21 protein-coding genes and 2 pseudogenes are annotated in these 20,816 nt (G+C 70.5%); 17 read left to right on the top strand and 6 right to left on the bottom strand.

Going from position 1 to position 20,816, the window contains the following annotated elements:
* The first annotated feature begins 363 nt into the window (after positions 1–363).
* The 3 genes from K7396_RS07505 to K7396_RS07495 all read left to right on the top strand — a co-directional run bounded on the left by K7396_RS07505 (position 364) and on the right by K7396_RS07495 (position 2,796).
* Positions 364–1,452 (top strand): IS110 family RNA-guided transposase, encoded by a 1,089-nt coding sequence (locus tag K7396_RS07505; RefSeq protein WP_152104316.1) that lies wholly within the window; start codon positions 364–366, stop codon positions 1,450–1,452.
* 383 nt (positions 1,453–1,835) lie between these two features.
* Entirely contained in the window at positions 1,836–2,423 is a 588-nt protein-coding gene (locus K7396_RS07500; RefSeq protein WP_223659753.1) for an alcohol dehydrogenase catalytic domain-containing protein, read from the top strand.
* A gap of 28 nt (positions 2,424–2,451) precedes the next feature.
* Complete coding sequence (locus K7396_RS07495; protein ID WP_233476769.1) at positions 2,452–2,796, top strand: zinc-binding dehydrogenase; 345 nt, start codon at positions 2,452–2,454, stop codon at positions 2,794–2,796.
* Between the two features lie 236 nt (positions 2,797–3,032).
* On the opposite strand, the gene K7396_RS07490 is transcribed toward K7396_RS07495, so the two are convergent.
* On the bottom strand, positions 3,033–3,998 hold the full coding sequence (locus K7396_RS07490) for a helix-turn-helix transcriptional regulator (protein ID WP_086720796.1): 966 nt from the start codon (positions 3,996–3,998) through the stop codon (positions 3,033–3,035).
* A 76-nt stretch (positions 3,999–4,074) separates the two neighbouring features.
* Here K7396_RS07490 and K7396_RS07485 point away from each other — a divergent pair, with 76 nt between their 5' ends.
* The 5 genes from K7396_RS07485 to K7396_RS07460 all read left to right on the top strand — a co-directional run bounded on the left by K7396_RS07485 (position 4,075) and on the right by K7396_RS07460 (position 8,431).
* Complete coding sequence (locus tag K7396_RS07485; RefSeq protein WP_086720797.1) at positions 4,075–5,454, top strand: FAD-binding oxidoreductase; 1,380 nt, start codon at positions 4,075–4,077, stop codon at positions 5,452–5,454.
* Positions 5,455–5,475: 21 nt separating this feature from the next.
* Positions 5,476–5,898: a hypothetical protein gene (locus K7396_RS07480; protein ID WP_143589225.1), complete on the top strand. Its 423-nt coding sequence runs from the start codon at positions 5,476–5,478 to the stop codon at positions 5,896–5,898.
* A 65-nt stretch (positions 5,899–5,963) separates the two neighbouring features.
* Entirely contained in the window at positions 5,964–6,365 is a 402-nt protein-coding gene (locus tag K7396_RS07475; RefSeq protein WP_086720799.1) for an antibiotic biosynthesis monooxygenase family protein, read from the top strand.
* A 414-nt stretch (positions 6,366–6,779) separates the two neighbouring features.
* Complete coding sequence (locus K7396_RS07470; protein WP_086720800.1) at positions 6,780–7,715, top strand: COX15/CtaA family protein; 936 nt, start codon at positions 6,780–6,782, stop codon at positions 7,713–7,715.
* Between the two features lie 179 nt (positions 7,716–7,894).
* Entirely contained in the window at positions 7,895–8,431 is a 537-nt protein-coding gene (locus K7396_RS07460) for a GNAT family N-acetyltransferase (protein WP_086720801.1), read from the top strand.
* On the opposite strand, the pseudogene K7396_RS36100 reads toward K7396_RS07460, so the two are convergent.
* Positions 8,415–8,516: pseudogene (locus tag K7396_RS36100) on the bottom strand (IS5 family transposase); the annotation flags it as partial. The gene K7396_RS07460 and the pseudogene K7396_RS36100 overlap by 17 nt on opposite strands.
* A 94-nt stretch (positions 8,517–8,610) precedes the next feature.
* Between K7396_RS36100 and K7396_RS35795 the strand changes: the two are divergent.
* The 4 genes and pseudogenes from K7396_RS35795 to K7396_RS07440 form a co-directional block, all read left to right on the top strand.
* A pseudogene (locus K7396_RS35795) lies at positions 8,611–8,954 on the top strand (transposase); the annotation flags it as partial.
* 308 nt (positions 8,955–9,262) lie between these two features.
* Positions 9,263–10,546 carry a bifunctional 3-oxoadipate enol-lactonase/4-carboxymuconolactone decarboxylase PcaDC gene (gene pcaDC / locus K7396_RS07450; RefSeq protein ID WP_152104317.1) on the top strand — a complete coding sequence of 428 codons (1,284 nt, stop codon included), beginning with the start codon at positions 9,263–9,265 and terminating at the stop codon, positions 10,544–10,546.
* A gap of 165 nt (positions 10,547–10,711) precedes the next feature.
* Positions 10,712–11,356: an MBL fold metallo-hydrolase gene (locus tag K7396_RS07445; protein ID WP_152104318.1), complete on the top strand. Its 645-nt coding sequence runs from the start codon at positions 10,712–10,714 to the stop codon at positions 11,354–11,356.
* Positions 11,357–11,393: 37 nt separating this feature from the next.
* Positions 11,394–12,173 (top strand): exodeoxyribonuclease III, encoded by a 780-nt coding sequence (locus K7396_RS07440; protein WP_086718123.1) that lies wholly within the window; start codon positions 11,394–11,396, stop codon positions 12,171–12,173.
* 163 nt (positions 12,174–12,336) lie between these two features.
* On the opposite strand, the gene K7396_RS07435 is transcribed toward K7396_RS07440, so the two are convergent.
* Complete coding sequence (locus K7396_RS07435) at positions 12,337–14,148, bottom strand: SGNH/GDSL hydrolase family protein (RefSeq protein WP_086718122.1); 1,812 nt, start codon at positions 14,146–14,148, stop codon at positions 12,337–12,339.
* Between the two features lie 216 nt (positions 14,149–14,364).
* Between K7396_RS07435 and K7396_RS07430 the strand changes: the two genes are divergently transcribed.
* From K7396_RS07430 to K7396_RS07410, 5 genes are all read left to right on the top strand, one after another.
* Entirely contained in the window at positions 14,365–14,805 is a 441-nt protein-coding gene (locus K7396_RS07430) for a DUF6278 family protein (RefSeq protein ID WP_086718121.1), read from the top strand.
* Between the two features lie 181 nt (positions 14,806–14,986).
* Entirely contained in the window at positions 14,987–15,730 is a 744-nt protein-coding gene (locus K7396_RS07425) for an amino acid ABC transporter ATP-binding protein (RefSeq protein ID WP_086718120.1), read from the top strand.
* Positions 15,731–15,744: 14 nt separating this feature from the next.
* Positions 15,745–16,683, top strand: coding sequence for a glutamate ABC transporter substrate-binding protein (locus K7396_RS07420; protein ID WP_086718119.1), 939 nt, complete (start codon positions 15,745–15,747; stop codon positions 16,681–16,683).
* Positions 16,684–16,702: 19 nt separating this feature from the next.
* Positions 16,703–17,347: an amino acid ABC transporter permease gene (locus tag K7396_RS07415; RefSeq protein WP_086718118.1), complete on the top strand. Its 645-nt coding sequence runs from the start codon at positions 16,703–16,705 to the stop codon at positions 17,345–17,347.
* Positions 17,344–18,207: an amino acid ABC transporter permease gene (locus K7396_RS07410; RefSeq protein WP_086718117.1), complete on the top strand. Its 864-nt coding sequence runs from the start codon at positions 17,344–17,346 to the stop codon at positions 18,205–18,207. Before K7396_RS07415 ends, K7396_RS07410 begins: the two co-directional genes overlap by 4 nt.
* 45 nt (positions 18,208–18,252) lie before the next feature.
* Here the strand turns inward: K7396_RS07410 and K7396_RS07405 are convergent, their stop codons facing one another.
* The 3 genes from K7396_RS07405 to K7396_RS07395 all read right to left on the bottom strand — a co-directional run bounded on the left by K7396_RS07405 (position 18,253) and on the right by K7396_RS07395 (position 20,812).
* A complete protein-coding gene (locus tag K7396_RS07405; RefSeq protein WP_086718125.1) occupies positions 18,253–18,711 on the bottom strand; it encodes a hypothetical protein in 459 nt (152 codons plus the stop codon).
* Between the two features lie 67 nt (positions 18,712–18,778).
* Complete coding sequence (locus K7396_RS07400; protein ID WP_223659743.1) at positions 18,779–19,573, bottom strand: class I SAM-dependent methyltransferase; 795 nt, start codon at positions 19,571–19,573, stop codon at positions 18,779–18,781.
* Positions 19,574–19,579: 6 nt separating this feature from the next.
* On the bottom strand, positions 19,580–20,812 hold the full coding sequence (locus K7396_RS07395) for an MAB_1171c family putative transporter (RefSeq protein WP_218039123.1): 1,233 nt from the start codon (positions 20,810–20,812) through the stop codon (positions 19,580–19,582).
* Positions 20,813–20,816: the final 4 nt, after the last annotated feature.

Below are 20,816 nucleotides of genomic sequence, written 5' to 3'. Positions count from 1 at the left end.
AGGACTGATCGTGATGTGGACCTTTGCGATCCGTTGTGGTCGGCCAGAGTCAGATTCAGGGTGTTCCTTGAGCTGGGGTGGAGAATGTTCTGCGGGCTTGGGCGGGACGCAGTGAGTACCGGGAGGATTGGTGGGTGCTGTCCCGGGCCGGGGTCTGACTCATGAGAACTCTGACCGCGGTGTCTTACTCACGCTGTGTCGACCGCGGACCGGGGAGGTGCGTTGCTGGCACCGGGCCGGCCGGGTGTGTCCCGATAGGGGCCTGCCGACCAGCCAGGCTTATTCACAGTTCTGACCGCCCGCCCGCCCGCCCGGTCCGGTGCCGGCCACGCGATGTGCCATCGGGTCGGAAGGTGAACGAACATGACCGATACGTCCTTAACCCCGCGTACTCGCCGACGCCGGCCCACGGGGGAGGTGGTCCTCGGAGTGGACACGCACCGGGACGCTCATGTGGCTGCCGTGCTCTCCCCGGTGGGGGCGGTGATCGGTACCGAAGAGTTCCCGGCCACCGCGGCCGGATACCGCGAACTACTCAAGTGGGCCAGAGGGATGGGCACGGTGCGGTGGGCCGGAGTAGAGGGGACCGGCTCCTTCGGGGCGGCCCTGTCCCGCTATCTGCTGGCCCAGGGCGTGGAAGTGTTCGACGTGAACCGGCCCGACCGGACCGACCGCCGTCAGCGCGGCAAATCGGATCCGCTCGATGCCCAGAACGCAGCCCGGGCGGTGCTGAGCGGGCGAGCACGCGCCCAGTCCAAGTCCGGCGACGGACCAGTGCAGATCGCCCGGATGTACGAACTCACCAAAGGGTCGGCAGTCAAAGCGCGCACCCAGGCGATCAACCAGCTCAAGGCCGTCCTCGTCACTGCTGACCCGGGCCTGCGGGAAGAACTGGCCCGGCTGAACAACCCGGAACTCTTCCGTACCTGCGCACGGCTCGCCGACGACAGCAAGAACGACGAGGGCGACGAAGAGGCGGTACAGCAGGCCACCCGCATCACCCTGTGCCTGCTGGCCCACCGAATCCAGCAGCTCACTGAGCAGATCCAGGATCTGGAACGCCGCCTGGCCTTGCTCGCGGAACGCCACGCCCCGCAGCTGCTCACTGTGGTGGGCATCGGCCCGGACACGGCCGCCACTTTGCTGATCACGATGGGGGACAACTCGGAACGTCTGCACAGTGAGGCGTCCTTCGCCGCGCTGTGCGGGGTCAGCCCCGTAGAACGCTCCTCGGGCACTCGGCAGTACCGTCGCCTCAACCGCGGCGGCGACCGGCAGGCCAACGCCGCCCTTCACCGGATCGTGCAGACTCGCCTGCGCTTCGACCCGCGCACCCAGGACTACTTTGAGCGCCGCACCAAGGAGGGCAAGACCCGGCGCGAAATCGTCCGATGCCTCAAACGCTACGCCGCCCGCGAGGTGTTCCACCTGGTCAGGCCCACACGGCCATGACCCCCGTTATAGGGGCTGTGCGGTGTTGATGGCGGCGACGCCAGCGACCCCAGTACAGGAAGTGACCGGCTTCGTGTCGGGCGGTGTGAGCGAACGTGTTCAGCAGGCGGCGGATCTCGTTCACGCTCAGTCGGATCAGGTCGCGGCTGTGTCCTCCCTGTCATGAGTGGTGGCCCGGACCGCTGTCAGGTGGGCGGAAGCCGCCATGGCCAGGGTGATGTGCCGGTACCAGGCTCAAGAGGCACCGGGCGGTCGCCACTCGCTACGAGAAGCTCGCTGTCCGCTACGAGGTGACCGTCCTCGTCGCGGCTATCAATGAGTGGCTGTGACTGTCTCGTGCCCCACTCGCAGCCTCATCAGTGCCTTGGCCGTAGAGTGCGATCATGCGGGCTGTAGTGATCGACTCCGACGGGCAATTCCATCTGGAGCGACGGCCGAACCCGGTGGCGGGGCCAGGAGGTGTGGTGGTCCGTGTGCGCGCCGCAGGTCTCAACGCCGCCGACCTGCAGCAGGCACGGGGGGACTATCCGGCGCCGCCGGGATGGCCAACCGACGTGCCCGGCCTGGAAATCGCCGGTGAAGTCGAGCACGTGGGGAGCGCCGTTACCGGCATCTCCACCGGAGACCGAGTCATGGCGCTGGTCGGTGGCGGCGGTCAAGCCGAGCGGATCGCCGTCCCTGCCGATCTCCTGCTTCCGGTGCCGGATGCGCTGTCCTGGCAGGAGGCCGGCGGCTTCCCGGAAGCCTTCAGTACCGCCTGGGACGCCCTGATCACCCAGGCCCAGGTCCGCGCGGGCGACCGTGTACTGGTCACCGGAGCGGCAGGCGGCGTGGGAACGGCCATGGTGCAGGTTGCCGCCGTTTCCGGAGCCCATACCGTGGCAAGTGTGCGCCGTCCCGAGCTTCACCACCAGGTGAAGGCGCTCGCCCCGGACGGCGCACACGTCGAACGTCGTCACTCCCGCCGATGAGGCGCAGCACGGGCCGTACGACGTGATCGTGGAACTCGTCGGCGGACAGGACAGCCTGCAACGGGTCAGCCTGCTGCGCAGCCGCGGCAAGGTCCTCATCGTCGGGGTTCAGGCCGGCGCTACGGTGCCGCTGCGAATGTTCGACCTCATGCTGGTACGCGGCCATCTGATCGGAACCACCATCCGCGGCCGCACGCACGCGGAAAAGGCGCTGCTCGCCGACCTCGTTCGCACCTCGGTCGTTCCCCTACTCGCCCAAGGTCGCTTGCGGGTCCCCGTGGACACGACCCTCTCCCTCGACCGGTACGCCGATGGTTATGCCCGGCTCGCCGGCCCAGGCAAGTTTGGCAAGGTCATCCTGACTTGCGGATGACAGCGCGCCGTACAGGGACTCGTAACGGACCTGGAGCGTGGGCCGCCGGTTGATCAACTCTTCGACTTCGGCACCATTCCGTGGGCCATAGCTCGCGATACTCAACAACTACTACTCGTAGTCGGTGGCGATGGGAGCTGCCTGCCGGAGGATTACGGGCCACCGCGCCATCCGGTCGGTGGCCTGCAGTGACGGACTGCGAAACCGCTGGGATGCGGCCGAACCGAAGCCGTGGTTCATGCAGCGTGGTAGTGGTCCGCCAACTCGGCGATGGCGCGGGTCATCTCGGCGCGGGCCTCGGGAGGGCTGACGACTTGGATGTCGGTGCCGAACTGCAGCAGGTGGCGGACCGCCTCTACGACAGGGTAGGCGACCTCGACCCGGAGCCACTCGTCGGTGCCGGCCTCGGGGACAGGTGGCCCGGTGAAGTAGCCGCCGGCGATACGGGTCACCATGTCCAGCCGCTCCCGGCGCACCCGGACGACGATCGTGACGCCGACGCTGCGGTCTTCCACTTGGCGGCGCAGGTCGTGCCAGACCTGGGTCAGCTCTGCGCCGGGGCGGCGGCGCGCTTCGGCCGCGAGGAGGCTGACCTGCGACAGCCGGTCGGTTCGGAAGAGCCGCGGTTTGCCCTTGTGGTCGGCGACCAGGTACCAGGTGCCGGCCTTGGCCACCAGCCCGTAGGGGTCGAGGGTGTAGGTGCGCAGCGCGGTCTGGCCGCTGTGGCGGTAGCGGATGCGCAGCCGACGGTCGCTGAGGACCGCGGTGTACAGGGCCTCGAGGTCGGTCTCGGGGCGGGGTGCGGCATGCCAGCGGTCGGGTTCGATGAGGATGCGGCGGCTGGTCAGCTCGGCCGCCGGGCGGTGCGGGGCGGGCAGCGCGGCCATCACCTTGCGCAGCGCGGAGCCGTGGGCGTGGTCGAGGCCGAGCGCCGAGTGGGCGCTCTGCGACGCCAGCACGAACAGCGCGCGGGCCTCGTCGGTGGTCAGGCCCGTGACGTCGGTGCGGAAGCCGGCCAGGAGCCCGATGCCGCCGTCCTGGCCACGCTCGGCGTACACCGGGACGCCGGCCGCCGACAGTGCTTCGACGTCGCGGTAGATGGTGCGCTGCGACACCTCCAGGCGCTCGGCGAGTTCCTTGGCCGGGACCAGGTCACGGTGCTGGAGCAGCAGCACGATCGAGAGCAGGCGGTCGAATTTCACCTGAGCAGAATATGACGGCAGATGTCATATACGCCCATCAAGATCGCTCCCGTTGGCACGACGAAGGAGCAGGACTGTGGAGCGTCACGACATCGAGACCCTGGCCGCCCGTACCGAGGGGCCTGTGCTGTTGCCCGGCCAGGAGGGCTTCGACGAGGAGCTGACGGGCTTCAACCTGGCCGTGCGGCACCATCCGGAGGTGATCGTCGGCGCCGCGCGGGCCGAGGACGTGGCGGCGGCCGTCGACTTCGCAGCGGCGCACGGCCTGCCGGTAGCCGTACAGAACACCGGGCACGGCTTCTCGGTGGCCGCAGAGGGCGGGCTGCTGGTCACCACCCGGCGCATGGCCGCTGTCCGCGTCGACCCCGAAACGCGCAGCGCGTACGTCGCAGCAGGCGCCCGCTTCGACCAGGTGATTCCCGAGGCGGCACGGCACGGCCTGGCGCCGCTGAACGGCTCCGCCCCGCACGTGGGCGTCGTCTCCTACACCCTGGGCGGAGGGCTCGCGCTGCTCGGACGCAGCCACGGCTGGGCCGCCGACCGGGTGCAGGCCATGGACGTCGTGACCGCCGACGGGCGGCTGCGTCACGCCACCCCGAACGCCGAGCCGGAACTGTACTGGGCGCTGCTGGGCGGCCGGGACAACTTCGGCATCGTCACCGGCATGGAGTTCGACCTGGTCCCGGTGGCCCGGCTGTACGGCGGCGGGCTCTTCTTCGATGTCGAGCAGACCCCCGGGATCCTGGAGGCGTACGGGGGGTGGGCCGCCACGGTGCCTGACGAGATGAACTCTTCGCTGGCGCTGATTCCCTTCCCGGACGACCCGCAGGTGCCCGAGCCGATGCGCGGACGCCATGTCTGCCACGTGCGGATCGCGTTCACCGGCTCGACCGAGGACGGCGAGCGGTTGGTCGAACCGCTCCGCCAGGCCGGTCCCCGACTGCTGGAAAACCTGCGCGACATGCCCTACGAGCACAGCGGCGACATCCACGACGATCCCCCGGTCCCCATGCCGTGGGCCGCCGACAATGCCTTGCTGGCGGACTTGGACGGCGACACGGCCCGTACGATCCTCAAGCACACCGGCCCCAGCACCGCACTGCCGGCCATCGTGGAGCTCCGCCACCTGGGCGGCGCGCTGGCCCGCCGACCCGAGCACCCGAACGCCGTCGGCCATCGCGACGCGCGCTTCATGCTGGCGGTCCTCACCCCCTTGACGGGAGACTCCACCGCCGACGCGCACGCCTTCCTGGAGCGCATGTTCAAGGACCTGGAGCCCTGGACCAGCGGCCGGTTCCTCAACTTCATGGGCCACGGCGACACCGCCGATCAGGAACGGACCCGCACCGCCTACACCACGGACGACCACAGGCGGCTGACCGCTCTGAAGGCCGAATACGACCCCCAGAACATCTTCCGCCTCAACTACAACATCCCGCCGCGCGCCGCCCGGTGACGTCGAGTGCTTGGAGACCTCATGACACCGTCATCCGCGGACGTCGCCCCGACGCATCCCCGCAGGCCGGCGCTACCTTCGCTGCGCCGGATCCTCGCCATGGACGCCGCCGGAATGATCGTGTTCGGGCTGGTGTACCTCCTCGTCTCCGACCCCCTCGCCCGGCTGCTGGGAGTCGGCGACAAGCTGGTGCTGACCGCCGGCGGCCTGATGCTGACGATCGGCGTGGGCGTCGCTCTGCTGGCCCGGCGAGCTGATCCACCCGCCGCATCGGTATGGCTCGTCGTCGCGATCGGGGCCGCGTGGGTGGCGGCGAGCGTCGTCTCTCTCGTCCTCAACTGGTGGGACACCAACACCGTCGGCACGGTGTGGACCGTCCTGCAGACCATCCCCGTCTCGGTATTCGCCCTCCTGCAACTCGCCGCACTGCGTGGCAGAACCTGACCGCTGGCCGTCGTCCCATCCGCACCGAGCGGACCACGTAGCGCCACCAACTCTTGGAGACCCCTGTGACCGCAGATAGTCGGCCCGTCAACGTGCCGAGCCCGGCCGTCACTTTCATCAACATCTTCGAAATCTCCGCCGAGCACCTCGATGCATTCATCGCCCAGTGGGAGCAACGCGCCGCACTCATGAGCACCAAATCCGGCTTCATCGACTCCCGGCTGCACCGGGCCCGATCCACGGAGACACGGTTCCAGCTCGTCAACGTCTCTCACTGGGAGAGCCGGGAAGCGTGGGAGGCGGCCACTGCGGACCCTGAGTTCGGTAGGCGCACCAGAGCCGCGCAGGACGGCCCGCAGACGCAGATCACGTCAAGCCCGGGCCTGTACGACGTCGCCGTCGAGTTCCCCGCAGCAGCTGCCGAGCCCGAGGCAGCTCATGGCAACCAGGAACTCCAGGGCCAATGACCGGAGCCGCGACAAACGTGTCACCGACGCCAACTACCTTGATGAACCACGCGCCTTGAAGCAGCCGGCCGCGGTTCCAACCCACAGAAGAGCCACCGCGACGCTGACCAGTGGGTTGCCTCTCGAAGCGGTGCGCTGCCTGCCGGGTCACTGCCCTTCACGCGTGGGCGACCGGTCAGTGCCGCCCAGCCAGGAAAGCGGCCCCGTCCGGAGTCGTGGCGGCGCCAGTGTTCACAAAGGCCAGATGCGGTGTGCTCGAGGGTCGGCCCGTCGCGTTCCGTTCAACCGTGGTGATCGTGACGCCCTGTGAAGAGGCTCGACGTCTCCAGGACAGCGCGGCGAACGAGGCAGACGGACCCTGGACTGAGGCGGCCTGGTTCAGACGCGTGATACCGGAAGGAAGCACCGAGCTTGATGAATTCTCTTGGTCTGATTGTCCGTTGTTGGCAGCCCTCCGAGCAGGCGGTGAAACGGGCCGCGCTGGCCTCGGTGATGACGGCCGTCCTCATCGTGGTCACCGGCGGCGCGGTGCGCCTCACCGAATCCGGGCTCGGCTGCGAGACCTGGCCGAAGTGCACCGACGACAGCCTGACCCCGACCGCTGACATGGGTATCCACGGCGTGATCGAGTTCGGAAACCGCATGATGATCGGCCTCATGGGCGTCGTGGCCGGCCTGGTCATTTTGACCGCCAGGTCGCGTACACCGGTGCGTCGCGATCTCGGCCGGCTGGGCTGGGCGCAGTTCTGGATCATCATGGGCAATGGAGTGGTCGGCGGCATCACTGTGATGACCGGGCTCAACCCGTACATCGTCAGCTCGCATTTCCTTCTGGCCATGGCACTGCTCACCGTGGCCGTAGTGACCTGGCAGCGCGCCCGGGAGGGCGACGCCCCAGCGCGTTACCTGGTGACGAGGCCACTGCGGCAGCTGACAGGGCTGCTCGTTTCATCCGCTGCAGCACTGATCGTGATCGGCACCGTGGTGACCGGCGCAGGGCCGCACGCGGGCGACGCACGCAAGGTGCACCGGATCCCGCTGGACTGGCAGGAAATCACCCAAGTGCACGTGGACTTCGTCTACATCGTGGTGGGCCTGACCGTGGCACTCTGGTTCGCGCTGCGCGCTGTGTCAGCGCCTGCCGTCGTCCGTCGTCGGGTACTGGAGCTCCTCGCCGTGTTGGCCGGCCAGAGTGTCATCGGATATGTGCAGTACTTCACGCATCTGCCGGAGCTGGTCATCGGTGCCCATATGTTCGGCTCGTGCCTGGTGTGGATTGCGGTACTGCGGATCTTCTCCGCGCAGAGCCAGCGCTCCGAACTGCCAGCGCGGCCCATGCAGGACGGTTGATCGTCCCGCATGTCGGCCGCTTCCTCACGCCGCAGCAAGCGGTGGCACGCGCCTCGGCTCGATGCGGCGGCCCAACCGCCTATGCCGCCCCCGGTGCCACCTTCTAGGGCGTGCATCGAAAGTGCCTGGTGAGGATGGCGGAGAGAGCCCATTTTGTGATCCAGAAAGATTGGATGGTCATGCTTGAGACTCCCCGTTTGATCCTGCGTCGCTGGCGCGAGGAAGACGTTGCGCCCATGGCTGCCGTCAATGCCGACCCCGAGGTCATGCGGTGGATCCGTGACGGCAGCGTCCGTGACGAACAGCAGACTCGCGGCGGGGTCCAGGCATGGGAGAGCGAGTGGGAGTCACAGGGCTTCGGGCTGTTCGCCGTGGAGATCCGGTCCACTGGCGAGCTGGCCGGGTTCACCGGCCTTTCGGTGCCCCACTTCCTGCCGGAGGTACTGCCGGCGGTGGAGGTCGGCTGGCGGCTGGGACGTTCCCACTGGGGGCAGGGCCTGGCTACCGAGGCCGCGAGGGCTGCTGTGCGGTTCGGGTTCGAAGAGCGAGGGCTGGAGCGGATCGTCAGCATCGCTCAAGTGGGCAACGACGCCTCCGAACGGATCATGACCAAACTGGGGATGCATCCGGTCCGTGAGACCGTCCATCCCACCGGCGGTCGGCGAGTACGGGTGTTCGAGTTGTCGTCGGACCAGTACCTCACAACCACTCGTTGATGGCGGCAACGAGGACGGTCGCCTCGTAGCGGACCGCGAGTTTGTCGTACCTGGTGGCCACGGCTCGATGCATTCTGTGCCTGCTGGCTCAGCGAATTGGGCAGCTCACCGACCAGAATCCAGGATCTGGAACGCCGCCTGGCCCTGCTCGCGGACTCCATGCCCCGCAGTTGCTCACTGTGGTGGGCATCGGTCCGGACGCGGCCGTCACTTTGCTGATCACGATGGGGGCAACCCGGAACGTCTGCACAGTGAGGCGTCCTTCGCCGCGATGTGCGGGGTCAGCCCCGTAGAACGCTCCTCGGGCACTCGGCACTACCGTCGCCTCAACCGCGGCGGCGACCGGCAGGCCAATGCCGCCCTGCACCGGATCGTGCAGACCCGCCTGCGCTTCGACCCACGCACCCAGGACTACTTTGAGCGCCGCGTCAAGGAGGGCAAGACGCGACGCGAGATTGTTCGATGCCTCAAACGGTACGCCGCCCGGGAGGTGTTCCACCTGGTCAGGCCCACACAGCCATGACCTCCGTCATAGGGGCTGTTGTGAGATTTGAGAGCGTGCAAGGCGTGAGTGAGCTGTCCGCGCCCACCCCGCAACGCCGCTTCTCTGGGCCAGAAGGCCCCGGCCCTGATCATGAGCAAGGCACCGCATCCGTACCGGCAGATGACGGTGAGCTACGACGAGCCGGGGCATGCGATCGTCCACGTCGTCTCCACGCTGAGGCTCTGACCTGCGCAAACCCTGCTTCGGGCGCCGTCGGCGGCCATGCTCCGGTGGCTCTTCCTGACCCGGGTGTAAGGATCTTGTCAGAGAGTCGGTAGCGTGGCCGGGTGAGTGAGAAGACCCTGCAGCACCGGATCGACGGCCCCGACGACGCCCCCGTACTTGTCCTCGGTGCCGCTCTGGGTACCACATGGCACATGTGGGACCGGCAGATCCCCGAGCTGACCCGTCACTGGCGGGTCATCCGGTTCGACCTTCCCGGGCACGGCGGCTCGCCCGCGCACGCGGCGGCCTCCGTGGCCGAACTGGCCGACCGGCTGATCGCCACCCTCGACGCCCTGGGCGTGGACCGCTTCGGCTACGCCGGCTGCAACATCGGCGGGGCCATCGGCATACAGCTGGCGCTCACCCGCCCGCACCAGGTCACCTCGCTCGCCCTGGTGTCCACCTCGCCGCGCTACGGCACCGCCGACGCCTGGCGCCAGCGCGGCGTCGTCATCCGCACGAACGGGCTGGACCCGATCGCCCGCACCGCGCCCGAGCACTGGTTCACCCAGGGCTTCGCCGGCGCCCAGCCCGCGATCGTCGAATGGGCCGTCCAGATGGTGCGGACCACCGACCCCGGCTGCTACATCGCCGCCTGCGAGGCGCTGGCGTCCTTCGACGTACGGTCCTCCCTCGGCCGGGTCGGGGTGCCCACGCTCGCCGTCGTCGGCTCCGAGGACCAGGTCACCCCGACCACCGACGCCCGCACCCTGGTCGCCGGGATTCCCGACGCGAGCATGGCGCTGGTGCCCGGCACCTCCCACCTCACGCCGGTCGAGCAGCCCGCGGCCGTCACCGAACTCCTCATCCGGCACTTCTCCACCGCCTGGCACGACAAGCCCGGCCCCGGCGGCCAGAACGCCATCGGCGCCGCGGCCCCCAAGCCGCAGATCGCGCCCCCGCCGCCCCCGATGGCGCCGCCCGCCGCCATAGAGTCCGGTCTCGCGCAGCCGGAGCAGGCCCGTGGCGCCACGTACGAAGCGGGCATCAAGGTCCGCCGCGAGGTCCTGGGTGACGCCCATGTCGACCGGGTCGAGGCCGCCGCCGACGGCTTCACCGGCGACTTCCACGACTTCATCACCCGCTACGCCTGGGGCGAGACCTGGACCCGGCCGGGCCTGGACCGCCGTACCCGCAGCGTCATCACGCTCACCGCGCTGGTCGCCCGCGGCCACCACGACGAGCTGGCGCTGCACACCCGCGCGGCCCTGCGCAACGGCCTCACCCCCACGGAGATCAAGGAAGTCCTGCTGCACACCGCCGTCTACTGCGGTGTCCCGGCGGCCAACTCCGCCTTCGCGGTCGCCCAGCGGGTGATCCGGGAGGAGACGACACCGGAGGGCTGACGGGTTTCCAAGGTGCCCAAGGGCTGACTGGCTCCCCGGGCCCCGAGGGCTGACGGGCTCCCGAGGGGGCCCCGGAGCGGGGCGGCCCCCGTAAGTGGCGTGCGGATGTGCCGCGGTGAGGGGCGGGAGCGCACCCGCCGCGGCCCGCCACGGCAAGATGGGCCCATGGAACTCACCAAGAAGACCCACGCCTGTGTCCGGTTGGAGAAGGACGGGCGGACGCTCGTCATCGACCCCGGTGTCTTCAGCGAGGAGGACGCGGCCGTCGGCGCGGACGCGATCCTGGTCACCCATGAGCACATGGACCACTTCAACGAGGACCGGCTGCGGGCGGGCATGGAAGCCAACCCGGCGGCCGAGATCTGGACCCTGTCCAGCGTCGCCGACCAGCTCGCCGGCGCCTTCCCCGGCCGGGTGCACACGGTCGGCGACGGGGACACCTTCACCGCCGCCGGCTTCGAGGTGGAGGTGCACGGCCAGCTGCACGCCGTCATCCACCCCGACATCCCGCGCGTCACCAACGTCGGCTTCCTGATCGACGGCGGCACGGTCTTCCACCCGGGCGACGCCCTCACCGTCCCGGAGGGCCGTACGGTCGACACCCTGCTGCTGCCCGTGCACGCCCCCTGGAACAAGGTCGCCGAGATCATCGACTACGTACGCGAGGTCGCGCCGCGACGGGCCATCGACATCCACGACAGCCTGCTCCAGGACCACGCCCGCCCGATCTACGACTCCATGATCGACAAGCTGGGCGGCGGGGCCGAGCACGGCCGTCTCACCCCGGGGAACCGGACCGCCCTCGGCTGAGGGCCGGCTGTCAGTGCCGCGCGGTAGGTTTACCGGCATGCGCATCGCGACCTGGAACGTCAATTCGATCACCGCCCGCCTCCCGAGGCTGCTGGCCTGGCTGGAGAGCACCGGCACGGACGTGCTGTGCATCCAGGAGACCAAGTGCTCCGCCGAGCAGTTCCCGTACGACGAGCTGCGCGCGCTCGGCTATGAGGCCGCGGTCAACGCCGACGGCAGGTGGAACGGCGTGGCACTGCTGTCCAAGGTGGGGCTCGACGACGTCGTCCTGGGCCTGCCCGGGGGCCCGGAGTACGACGGGGTGCAGGAGCCGCGGGCCGTCTCGGCGACCTGCGGCCCGGCCCGGGTGTGGTCGGTGTACGTCCCCAACGGCCGCGAGGTCGGCCATGCGCACTACACCTACAAGCTCGGCTGGTTCGAGGCGCTGAAGACGGCCGTCGCCGAGGACGCGGCGGGCACCCGCCCGTTCGCGGTCCTCGGCGACTACAACGTCGCACCGACCGACGACGACGTCTGGGACCCGGCCGTCTTCGAGGGCGCCACCCATGTCACGCCCGCCGAGCGGGCCGCCCTGAGCGCCCTGCGCGAGGCGGGCCTGTCGGACGTGGTGCCGCGCCCCCTCAAGTACGACCGGCCGTACACCTACTGGGACTACCGCCAGCTCGCCTTCCCCAAGAACCGCGGAATGCGCATCGACCTCGTCTACGGCAACGAGCCGTTCGCCAAGGCCGTCTCGGACGCCTATGTGGACCGCGAGGAGCGCAAGGGCAAGGGCGCCTCGGACCACGCCCCGGTCGTGGTGGACCTCGACGTCTAGGGCGGTCCGACGGGAGGCGGCTGCGGGGGCGCTGGAGCCCGGGGGCTGGGGGTTGGTCGAGGCAGGCCCCGCAGGACCCCGTCCGGGCAGGCCCCGCGAGCCCCGTCCGGGCAGGCCCCCAGGGACCGGTCCACACAGGCCCCGGGACCGGCCCGGCCCGGCGTCAGCCCCGCCCCGGTACCAGCGCCCGGAGGTCCACCGACTCGCCGAGCGCCGTCAGGCCCGTGTCGCCGGGGTGGAGGTGGTCGCCGCTGTCGTAGGCGGGCAGCAGCCGGGCGGGGCGCTGCGGGTCGCGGAGCACCGCGTCGAAGTCCAGCGTCGCGTCGAAGACGCTGCCGGCCCGGTCGCGGACGAAGGCGTTGACGGCCTGGCGGCGGGCCTCCACGGCCGGGGTGCAGTCGGGGTAGCCCTCACAGGGCGCGACGGTCGCCGCCACCACCCGCAGCCCCCGCTCGTGCGCCCGCCGCGCCAGCGCCCGCAGACCGGCGGCGACCTCGTCCGCGGAGGTCCCCCAGCGCACGTCGTTGATGCCCTCGAAGATCACCACCGTCCGCGCCGAGGGCTGCGCCAGCACATCGCGCTCCAGCCGGTGCTGGGCGCTCACCCCGCCGGTGTCCGTGCTGACGCCGTCGCCCGGGTAGCGGTCGGTGACGATGCGGTTCGCCGAGATGCCCTGGTTGAGCACGCCGTAGCGGGGCAGGGTGTGCTGCGCCTGGAAGCGGCGGGCCAGGACGTCCGGCCAGCGGCGGTTGGCGCCGCTCGTCGACTTCACCCCGTCGGTGATCGAGTCGCCCAGGGCCACCACCGAGCCGGGCCCGCCCCCGACATCGACGCCCGTGAGGAACGGCCAGAAGGCCATCGTCTCGGGGTACGCCGCGCCCCCGGTGTCCGCGGTGCGGTCCCCGCTGCCCGCGGCGCTCAGATACGACAGCTGCGCCGCCTCCTGGTGGACCGGCGCCGCGGTCACCGTCCCCGGCAGATGGATGCTCACCAGCAGATCGGCGCCGGTCGGGACGGTGAAGGCGACGGGATCGCTGAACGCCTCGGCCCCGGCCGGCACACGGACCCCGGTGTGGCCCTTCCCGAAGGTCAGGGGCACCGGCGCACGGTCCGCCGCCGCCCCGGCGCCACGCACCGCGATACTGGCCGCCCCGATGTCCAGGGGCGCCGCGGCGAAGGTGTTGGCGAGCCGTATTCGCGCCCGCGGCCCGCCCGCGCCGCTGTGCACCACCAGCCGCAGCGTGCGGTCGGTCCAGGGCCCCACCGCCCGGTAGCCGGCCGTGCTCGCCGCCCAACTCCCGGTCCTGCCGCGGCCGCTGTCCCGTACGGACACCGCGAACACATGCAGCGCGCCGGGCGCCGCGGCCCGCTCGGGCAGGACCACGGAACTCACCTCCCGCCCCGGCCGCAGCGCGACGGTCACCGCGTAGAGCCGCGCCGCCCCGGTCAGCTGTCCGCCCGGAGCGTTGATGTGCGGCAGCGCCACGGCCTTGGTGCTCATCGGCCCCGACCGCCAGTCGGGAGCGGTGAGTTCGTAGCCGCTGTGCGAGCCGTCCCGGTAGCGCACGGTCCCGGTGCCGGTGGCCGCGCCGCCCGTCCCGGCGACCAGGAAGGTCAGCGCCTCGCCCCGGCCGCGTACGGCCACCGCCTGACCGTCCGCCACCACGTTGTCCGGTGTCCCGGGCGCGGCGCGCGGCAGGGCGAGCCGGGTGCCGTCGAGGGTCGGTGTGCTGCCGGGCGACCAGCCGGCCGCCGCGAGGTCCTGGGCGGACAGCGAGCGGCCGGCACCGTCGAAGTCGGCCGCTCCGGGCCGGGAGTTGTCGCTGACCGCCCGGTTGTCGAAGAGCCGCGCCAGGGGGAGTGCGGGGGGCGGCCGGTGCGCGGCGGCGGCCGTCGCGGTCCCGGGCCCGGTGGCCGGCAGTGCGGTCGCGGTGAGCAGCAGGGTCAGGGCGGTGCCCCATCGTCGTCCACGCATCGGTCCGTGTCCCTCCGGTTGGCGCCAACGGGCAGGCGTGCACTGCGTTCCAGGCCGGGGCCCGCGAGGGGCAGGGGGGTACCCGGGATCTGGTTGATCCGATCCGAGCGCCATGAAGGTAGGGAGGCGAAGGGGAGGCGTCAAGGTGACGAACCGGGCACGGGTGTGCCGCGCGCCTGTGGCCGCGACCGGAAGGCGGGTGGGACCCTGCGGACCATGAACATGTCTTTCCTGGACAGGTGGCGCAGGCGGCGGAACGCGCACCGGTCCGTGCCGCTCGCGGAGTCGGTGCGCGCCGACCCGGAGAGCGTCGTCGAGCTGCTGTCCGAGTGCGAGCTGCTGCGGGCCCAGGCCGCCACCGCCGGCGTGGAACTGGACGACTCCGTAGGGTCGTTGGAGGCCCTGGACCAGCTGCAGCCCGTCTGGCGGGACGACCCTGAGGTGCTGCCCTGGCTCGGCAACGACGCCGGTCTCTACCTCGGCACGGTCCTGGTCCGCACGGTGCGCGGCGCCGTCTGGCACGTCTGGCCGGACGGGCAGCCGGTGGTCCGGCTGGCCTCGGGGCGGGAGATCGACGTGGTGGCCGTGGGCCACGACTGGGCCGACATCGGCGCGCCCGAGCTGTCGCAGGTCTACGCCGAGGCGTCCGAGAGCTGACCCCTGGCCGGGAGCGCGGACGGCGGCCCCGCGTCCTCGCGGGCCGTGCGGAAGGTTCATCCGTAACCCTGATTTATCCGCCCATCTCCGTGCATGCGTGCGTGTCAGGGGAGAGGCGCCCTGTCCGCCCCGGTAGGTTGCGGGCTCTCCGCTGTACGGATGAGAGTGGGCAGGTCTGCATATGGCCGGTGATGCGCTGATTGAACTGCGCGGGGTCAACAAGCACTACGGAAAACTGCATGTCCTGCGGGACATCGACCTCACCGTCGGCCGCGGGGAGGTGGTCGTGGTCATCGGGCCCTCCGGGTCCGGGAAGTCCACCCTGTGCCGGGCCATCAACCGCCTGGAGACCGTCGAGTCGGGCACCATCGAGCTGGACGGGCAGCCGCTGCCCGAAGAGGGCCGCGCACTGGCCCAGTTGCGTGCCGAAGTCGGCATGGTCTTCCAGTCCTTCAACCTCTTCGCCCACAAGACGGTGCTGGACAACGTGATGCTGGCGCCGATGAAGGTCAGGAAGAAAAAGAAGGACGAGGCCGCCCGGCGCGCCCGCGAACTCCTGGACCGGGTGGGGCTCGCCTCCCAGGCCGAGAAGTATCCGGCGCAGCTCTCCGGCGGCCAGCAGCAGCGCGTCGCCATCGCCCGCGCACTCGCCATGGACCCCAAGGCGCTGCTCTTCGACGAGCCGACCTCGGCCCTCGACCCGGAGATGATCAACGAGGTGCTGGAGGTCATGCGGCAGCTCGCGCGGGACGGGATGACGATGGTCGTGGTCACCCACGAGATGGGCTTCGCCCGCTCCGCCGCCAACCGCGTGGTGTTCATGGACGACGGCCGCATCGTCGAGGACCGCAGCCCCGACGACTTCTTCACCGCGCCGCGCAGCGAACGGGCCAAGGACTTCCTCTCCAAGATCCTCAAGCACTGAACGGGGGTGCCGTGATGCCGCACAGCCACTCCACGCCCCCGCGCCGTGCCCTCGCGGGCGTCGTGTTCGCCGTGTTCGCCGTGCTCGTCCTGGCCCTGGCCGGCTGCGGCCGGGAGGGCAGTCCGCCGGTCAAGGGCCCCAAGGGCAGCGAACTGCCGCAGTACCCGGTCGCCCGGAACTTCTCCCTGCCCGCCTCCCCGACCTGGATGAAGGCCAAGCGCCGCGGCCATCTCGTCATCGGCGTCAAGGAGGACCAGCCCTACCTCGGCGAACGCGACCCGGCCTCCGGCCAGTACACCGGCTTCGACATCGAGATCGCCAAGATGATGTCCGCCGCCCTCGGCTTCCCGCCGCACACCATCGAGTTCAAGACGATCGCCTCCGCCAACCGCGAGACGGCCCTGCAGAACGGCCAGATCGACCTCTACGTCGGCACCTACACCATCAACGCCAAGCGCAAGAAGCTGGTGGGTTTCGCCGGTCCCTACTACATGGCCGGCCAGTCGCTGCTGGTGCGCACCGACGAGAACGACATCAAGGGCCCGCAGGACCTGGCCGGCAAGCGGGTCTGCTCGGCGGCCGGCTCCACCCCCTACCAGCGCATCCAGGCCGACTACCCCAAGGCCGTGCTCGTCTCCTACGACACCTACTCGGTGTGCGTCGACAACCTGCTCACCTACCAGGTCGCCGCGGTCACCACCGACGACGCGATCCTGCTGGGCTACGCGGCCAAGGTGCCCGACGAGCTGAAGGTGGCCGGCAAGCCGTTCTCCGAGGAGCCGTACGGCATCGGCGTGCCCCGGGGCGACAACGCGCTGCGGTTCGCGCTCGACGACGCCCTCGCCGCGAACGAGAAGAACGGCAACTGGCGCAAGGCGTACGAGGCGACGCTCGGCGCGTCCGGCGTGCCCGCCCCCAAGCCGCCCCCGATCGACCGCTACCCGGCGACCTGAGCCGCCAAGGAACTGACCGATGAACGTTCTCCTCGACAACCTCTCCCTCTACGGGAAGGGCCTGCTGGGCACCGTCGAACTCACCGTCTTCGCCTCGCTGCTCGCGCTCGTCCTCGGTTTCCTGATGGCCGCGTTCCGGGTGGCGCCGGTCGGGTCGCTGCGGGCCCTCGGCACGGCATGGGTGACGGTGCTGCGCAACACGCCGCTGACGCTGCTGTTCTTCGCGGTGGTGCTGGGCCTGCCGCGCTTCGGGCTCGTCCTGCCCTTCAACCTCTTCGCCATCCTCGCGCTGGGCTGCTACACCTCCGCCTTCATCTGCGAGGCGGTGCGCTCCGGCATCAACACCGTGCCGGTCGGGCAGGGGGAGGCGGCCCGCAGTCTGGGCATGACCTTCCCGCAGACGCTGGGCGGGATCGTCCTCCCGCAGGCGTTCCGGTCCGTCATCCCGCCCATCGGCTCCACCCTGATCGCGCTCGCCAAGAACTCCGCGATCGCCGGCGCGTTCAGCGTCACCGAACTCCTCGGGGTCTACAAGCCGCTCAACGAGCTGGGCTACAGCATCATCTGGACCTTCGTCTGGATCGCCGTCGGCTACCTGATCGTGACCCTGACCATCAGCGCGCTCTTCAACGTGCTGGAGAAGCGCTTCGGAGTCGCCCGATGACCACCGCCCTCTACGACATCCCCGGCCCGCGGACCCGGCAGCGCCACCGGCTCTACGGGCTTGCCTCCACGGCGCTGATCCTCGCCCTGCTCGGCTGCGTCGTCTACCTCCTCTTCTCCACCGGCCAGTTCACCGCGGCGAAGTGGACTCCCTTCACCTACAAGGGAATTCAGGAGCTGCTCCTGCGGGGCCTGGGCAACACGCTGAAGGCCTTCGCCCTCGCGGCCGTGCTGTCGCTGGCGCTGGGCGGGGTGCTGGCGACCGGCCGGCTCTCCGCGCACCGGCCCGTGCGCTGGGTGTCCACGGTGCTGGTGGAGTTCTTCCGCGCCATGCCCGTACTGGTCATGATCTTCTTCATCTATGTGGCGCTGCAGGCCGAGCCGCTGATCGCCCTGGTCGCCGGCCTGACCCTGTACAACGGCTCGGTGCTCGCCGAGGTCTTCCGCACCGGCGTCAACGCCGTCGACCGCGGCCAGCGGGAGGCCGCCTACGCGCTGGGCATGCGCAAGACCCAGGTCATGACGCATGTGCTGGTGCCGCAGGCGGTCCGGGCGATGCTCCCGGCCATCATCAGCCAGCTGGTGGTCGCCCTGAAGGACACCTCGCTCGGCTACCTCATCACCTACGAGGAGTTCCTGCACGCCGGCAAGCTGATCGCCTCCAACCTCGACTACGACCTGCCGTTCATCCCCGTCGTCATGATCATCTCGCCGATCTACATCGGGATGTGCATGCTGCTGTCCTGGCTGGCCCACTGGGTCTCGAAGCGCCAGCGGCGCAATCCCAAGGTGGAGGGCGTCGAGGTGGCCGCGCCGGAGCCGGGCCCCCTGCTGCCGGGGGGCCACCGGCCGCCGGCGTGAGAGCCAGGACGGAAGCCGGCCCCCGGCCCGGCCACTGCCTCCGCCTCAGCGGATGCCGCGCGCGAGCCAGGGGCTGAGCACGCCGCCGAAGAGGCGCTCCTTGTAGGTCTCGTCGCCGGGCAGCGGCACCACCAGCCACTGGCCCGGCGGGAAGAACCGCGTCCTGACGTGGGCGAGGCCGCCGTACACCGAGCGCAGGAACGCCGGCACCGCGTCCCGCGGGACATCGGCGAACGCCACCCCTTCCACGGTGATCGTCGCATCGTCCTCGGGGAAGAGCTGGACGGTGACCGCGGGCGACCCGTCCAGCTCCACGAAGGCCTCGTGCGGCAGCGAGCCGTCCGCGTCCAGGGCGGTGAACACTCCGGCCGCGGTGCGGCGGGAGGTACGGTCCGCGCCGATGTCGTCCGTGACGGTCAGGCCGAGGCGGTACTCGGCCGCGATCGCGCGGAGGGCGGTGACGGCGGACTCGGTGGTGGGCAGGTGCGGGTGGTCGTTTCTCATCTCCTTGATCATCTCAACGGGGCAGGCACCGCACCCACCGGCTTCCGCCCGGCCCGTCCGCGGACGCTCACTCCGCCGGGCGGCGGGCCCAGGCCGAGAGGGTCAGCTGCGGGATGTCGATGAACGCCGGGTCCTTGAGGAGGGTGTGGAACTCCGCCAGGTCGGCCTCGGTGACCGCGCCGTCGGCGAGCAGGCCGGGCGTGGCCTGGCTGATGAGCGGGAGCCAGCGGTCCTTGTCGAGTCCGCCCATGTACCCGGGGTTCGCGGCGAAGGCGACGTCGGACAGACCGCTGCCGGCCAGGAGGGCGGGCAGGCCCCGGACCCAGGTGAGGTCGGCGCCGTTCTCGTGGTAGACGCGCTGGTAGGCGTCGAGGATGCGCCCCATCACGGGGAAGGGGGAGGTGGCGCCGGGCAGGTGGTAGGGCTCCTCGATGACGAGCCGCCCGCCGGGGGCGAGCCAGCGGGCGACCCGCGCGACCATGTCGTCGCGTGCGGCGAGATGGCAGAACAGGTAGCGCGCGTGGATGAGGTCGAAGCTGCCGGGGGCGTAGTCCTCGTCGGTGATGTCGGCTTCCTGGACCTCCAGGTTCGCGGCACGTCCGGCGTCGAGGTGGCGCGTGTCGAGATCGACGGCGACCACACGGCCTTCCGGGCACCGCTGTGCCAGCCAGTAGGCGATGGAGCCGGCCCCGGCGCCCAACTCCAGGCAGTTCCAGGAGGATTCGACGGGGAGGCGCTCCAGGATTCCGGTGGTGAACGTGTCCACGCTGCCCTGGATGGACGTCAGACGGTCCCGCTCACGGCCGTCGTCATTGCTCAACATGCCGCTGGTGTAGGGGGTGCGGGCGGACTGCTGGGTCATGGATTCCTAACTCGTACGAGACGGTGGGGAGTGGGGGGTCCGCAGGTCCGGCACGGCGGGACGGGCCCGTGCGGGGCCGGCCGGTGCGGGCGGCACGGCGAAGGAGCGTACGGCGGGCAGCGCGCGGGCCTTGAGGACGGCGAGCAGGAAGTCGGCCTCGCTGCGCAGGCCGTCGTGGGCGGGCCCGCCGGGGGTGAGCTGGTTCGGCCGGGGGGTGGCCTCGGCCTGCCGGGCGTCGAGCGCGGTGCACAGCCAGCAGGCGGTGACCGCCGGCTCGACCTGTTCCCCGGGCAGCTGCTGGGTCCCGATGTGGTCCCGGGCGGCCTCCATCGCCTCGGAGGACACGTAGTCGTGCAGCACGAGCAGCGCGTCGCGGATCTCGATGACCTGGCGGTAGAGCCGGAGGCGGACCGTACGGGGGCCGCCGAGCACCGCGCGGAGGCGGGGGAGCGGCTTGTCCAGGGTGACGTACGGAACGGCTTCGGTGACTTCGCGCCACAGGGGGTGCAGGCGCCACAGGGCGCTCATGTCGCGGGCGGCCCGGCGGACGGTGACGACCAGCGGCAGCCCGACCCCGGCGGTCATCATCCAGGCCGTGACCCCGATGTTGAGCGGGAACAGTGCCCCCAGCCAGGCCGGCCGGGCGAGGAGGAAGGCCAGGACCACGCACCAGAACGTGGCGGACGAGGTGAACCCCGCGGCGAGCAGCAGGAGCCCGGTGCGCACGGGCCGGTCGTCGCCGGCCCGGCGCCCGTAGCGCACGCACAGCACCGCGCACGGGATGGTGCCGATCAGGTGGGCCGCGATGAGCAGCCACCAGAACGGGCTGTACCAGGCGACGGCCTGGCTGGTGACGCAGCCGGCGTCCGGCGCGATCGTGTAGTTGAGCGCGATCAGCGCGGCGATGGTGAGGACCATCGGGCCGTAGACGAGCCAGGGGCGGCGCCGGGACATGGCGGCGAGCACGAAGTCGAGGATGAGGGCCGAACTGAGGACGCCCCAGCCGTTCATGAACAGGCCGCAGCTCTCGGCGAAGCGGAAGGTCCGGGTCAGCGCCGCGGTGACGGGGTCGAGATAGACGGTGATCGAACCGGCGAGACCGATCGCGGACAGCAGCAGCATCTTCTGCTGCCGGGAGCGGCGGGCGGTGGGCAGCCGGAGGGCGATCACCAGCCAGAGGGCCAGTGCGCCGGTGAGTTCGACGCGGGTGCCCAGTTCGTAGAGGGAGTGTGTGTCCACGCAC

The organism is Streptomyces angustmyceticus (genome assembly GCF_019933235.1).
In the GTDB taxonomy this organism is placed as follows: domain Bacteria; phylum Actinomycetota; class Actinomycetes; order Streptomycetales; family Streptomycetaceae; genus Streptomyces; species Streptomyces angustmyceticus.
This window is presented reverse-complemented; position numbering and strand designations above follow the sequence as displayed.

Coding starts and splice junctions, on each gene's coding strand:
- K7396_RS07405 (WP_086718125.1), bottom strand. CDS start 18,711: ATGAGAAACGACCACCCGCACCTGCCCACCACCGAGTCCGCCGTCACC.
- K7396_RS07460 (WP_086720801.1), top strand. CDS start 7,895: ATGCTTGAGACTCCCCGTTTGATCCTGCGTCGCTGGCGCGAGGAAGAC.
- K7396_RS07425 (WP_086718120.1), top strand. CDS start 14,987: ATGGCCGGTGATGCGCTGATTGAACTGCGCGGGGTCAACAAGCACTAC.
- K7396_RS07410 (WP_086718117.1), top strand. CDS start 17,344: ATGACCACCGCCCTCTACGACATCCCCGGCCCGCGGACCCGGCAGCGC.
- K7396_RS07505 (WP_152104316.1), top strand. CDS start 364: ATGACCGATACGTCCTTAACCCCGCGTACTCGCCGACGCCGGCCCACG.
- K7396_RS07470 (WP_086720800.1), top strand. CDS start 6,780: ATGAATTCTCTTGGTCTGATTGTCCGTTGTTGGCAGCCCTCCGAGCAG.
- K7396_RS07435 (WP_086718122.1), bottom strand. CDS start 14,148: ATGCGTGGACGACGATGGGGCACCGCCCTGACCCTGCTGCTCACCGCG.
- K7396_RS07430 (WP_086718121.1), top strand. CDS start 14,365: ATGAACATGTCTTTCCTGGACAGGTGGCGCAGGCGGCGGAACGCGCAC.
- K7396_RS07440 (WP_086718123.1), top strand. CDS start 11,394: ATGCGCATCGCGACCTGGAACGTCAATTCGATCACCGCCCGCCTCCCG.
- K7396_RS07415 (WP_086718118.1), top strand. CDS start 16,703: ATGAACGTTCTCCTCGACAACCTCTCCCTCTACGGGAAGGGCCTGCTG.
- K7396_RS07480 (WP_143589225.1), top strand. CDS start 5,476: ATGACACCGTCATCCGCGGACGTCGCCCCGACGCATCCCCGCAGGCCG.
- K7396_RS07500 (WP_223659753.1), top strand. CDS start 1,836: ATGCGGGCTGTAGTGATCGACTCCGACGGGCAATTCCATCTGGAGCGA.
- K7396_RS07445 (WP_152104318.1), top strand. CDS start 10,712: ATGGAACTCACCAAGAAGACCCACGCCTGTGTCCGGTTGGAGAAGGAC.
- K7396_RS07400 (WP_223659743.1), bottom strand. CDS start 19,573: ATGACCCAGCAGTCCGCCCGCACCCCCTACACCAGCGGCATGTTGAGC.
- K7396_RS07420 (WP_086718119.1), top strand. CDS start 15,745: ATGCCGCACAGCCACTCCACGCCCCCGCGCCGTGCCCTCGCGGGCGTC.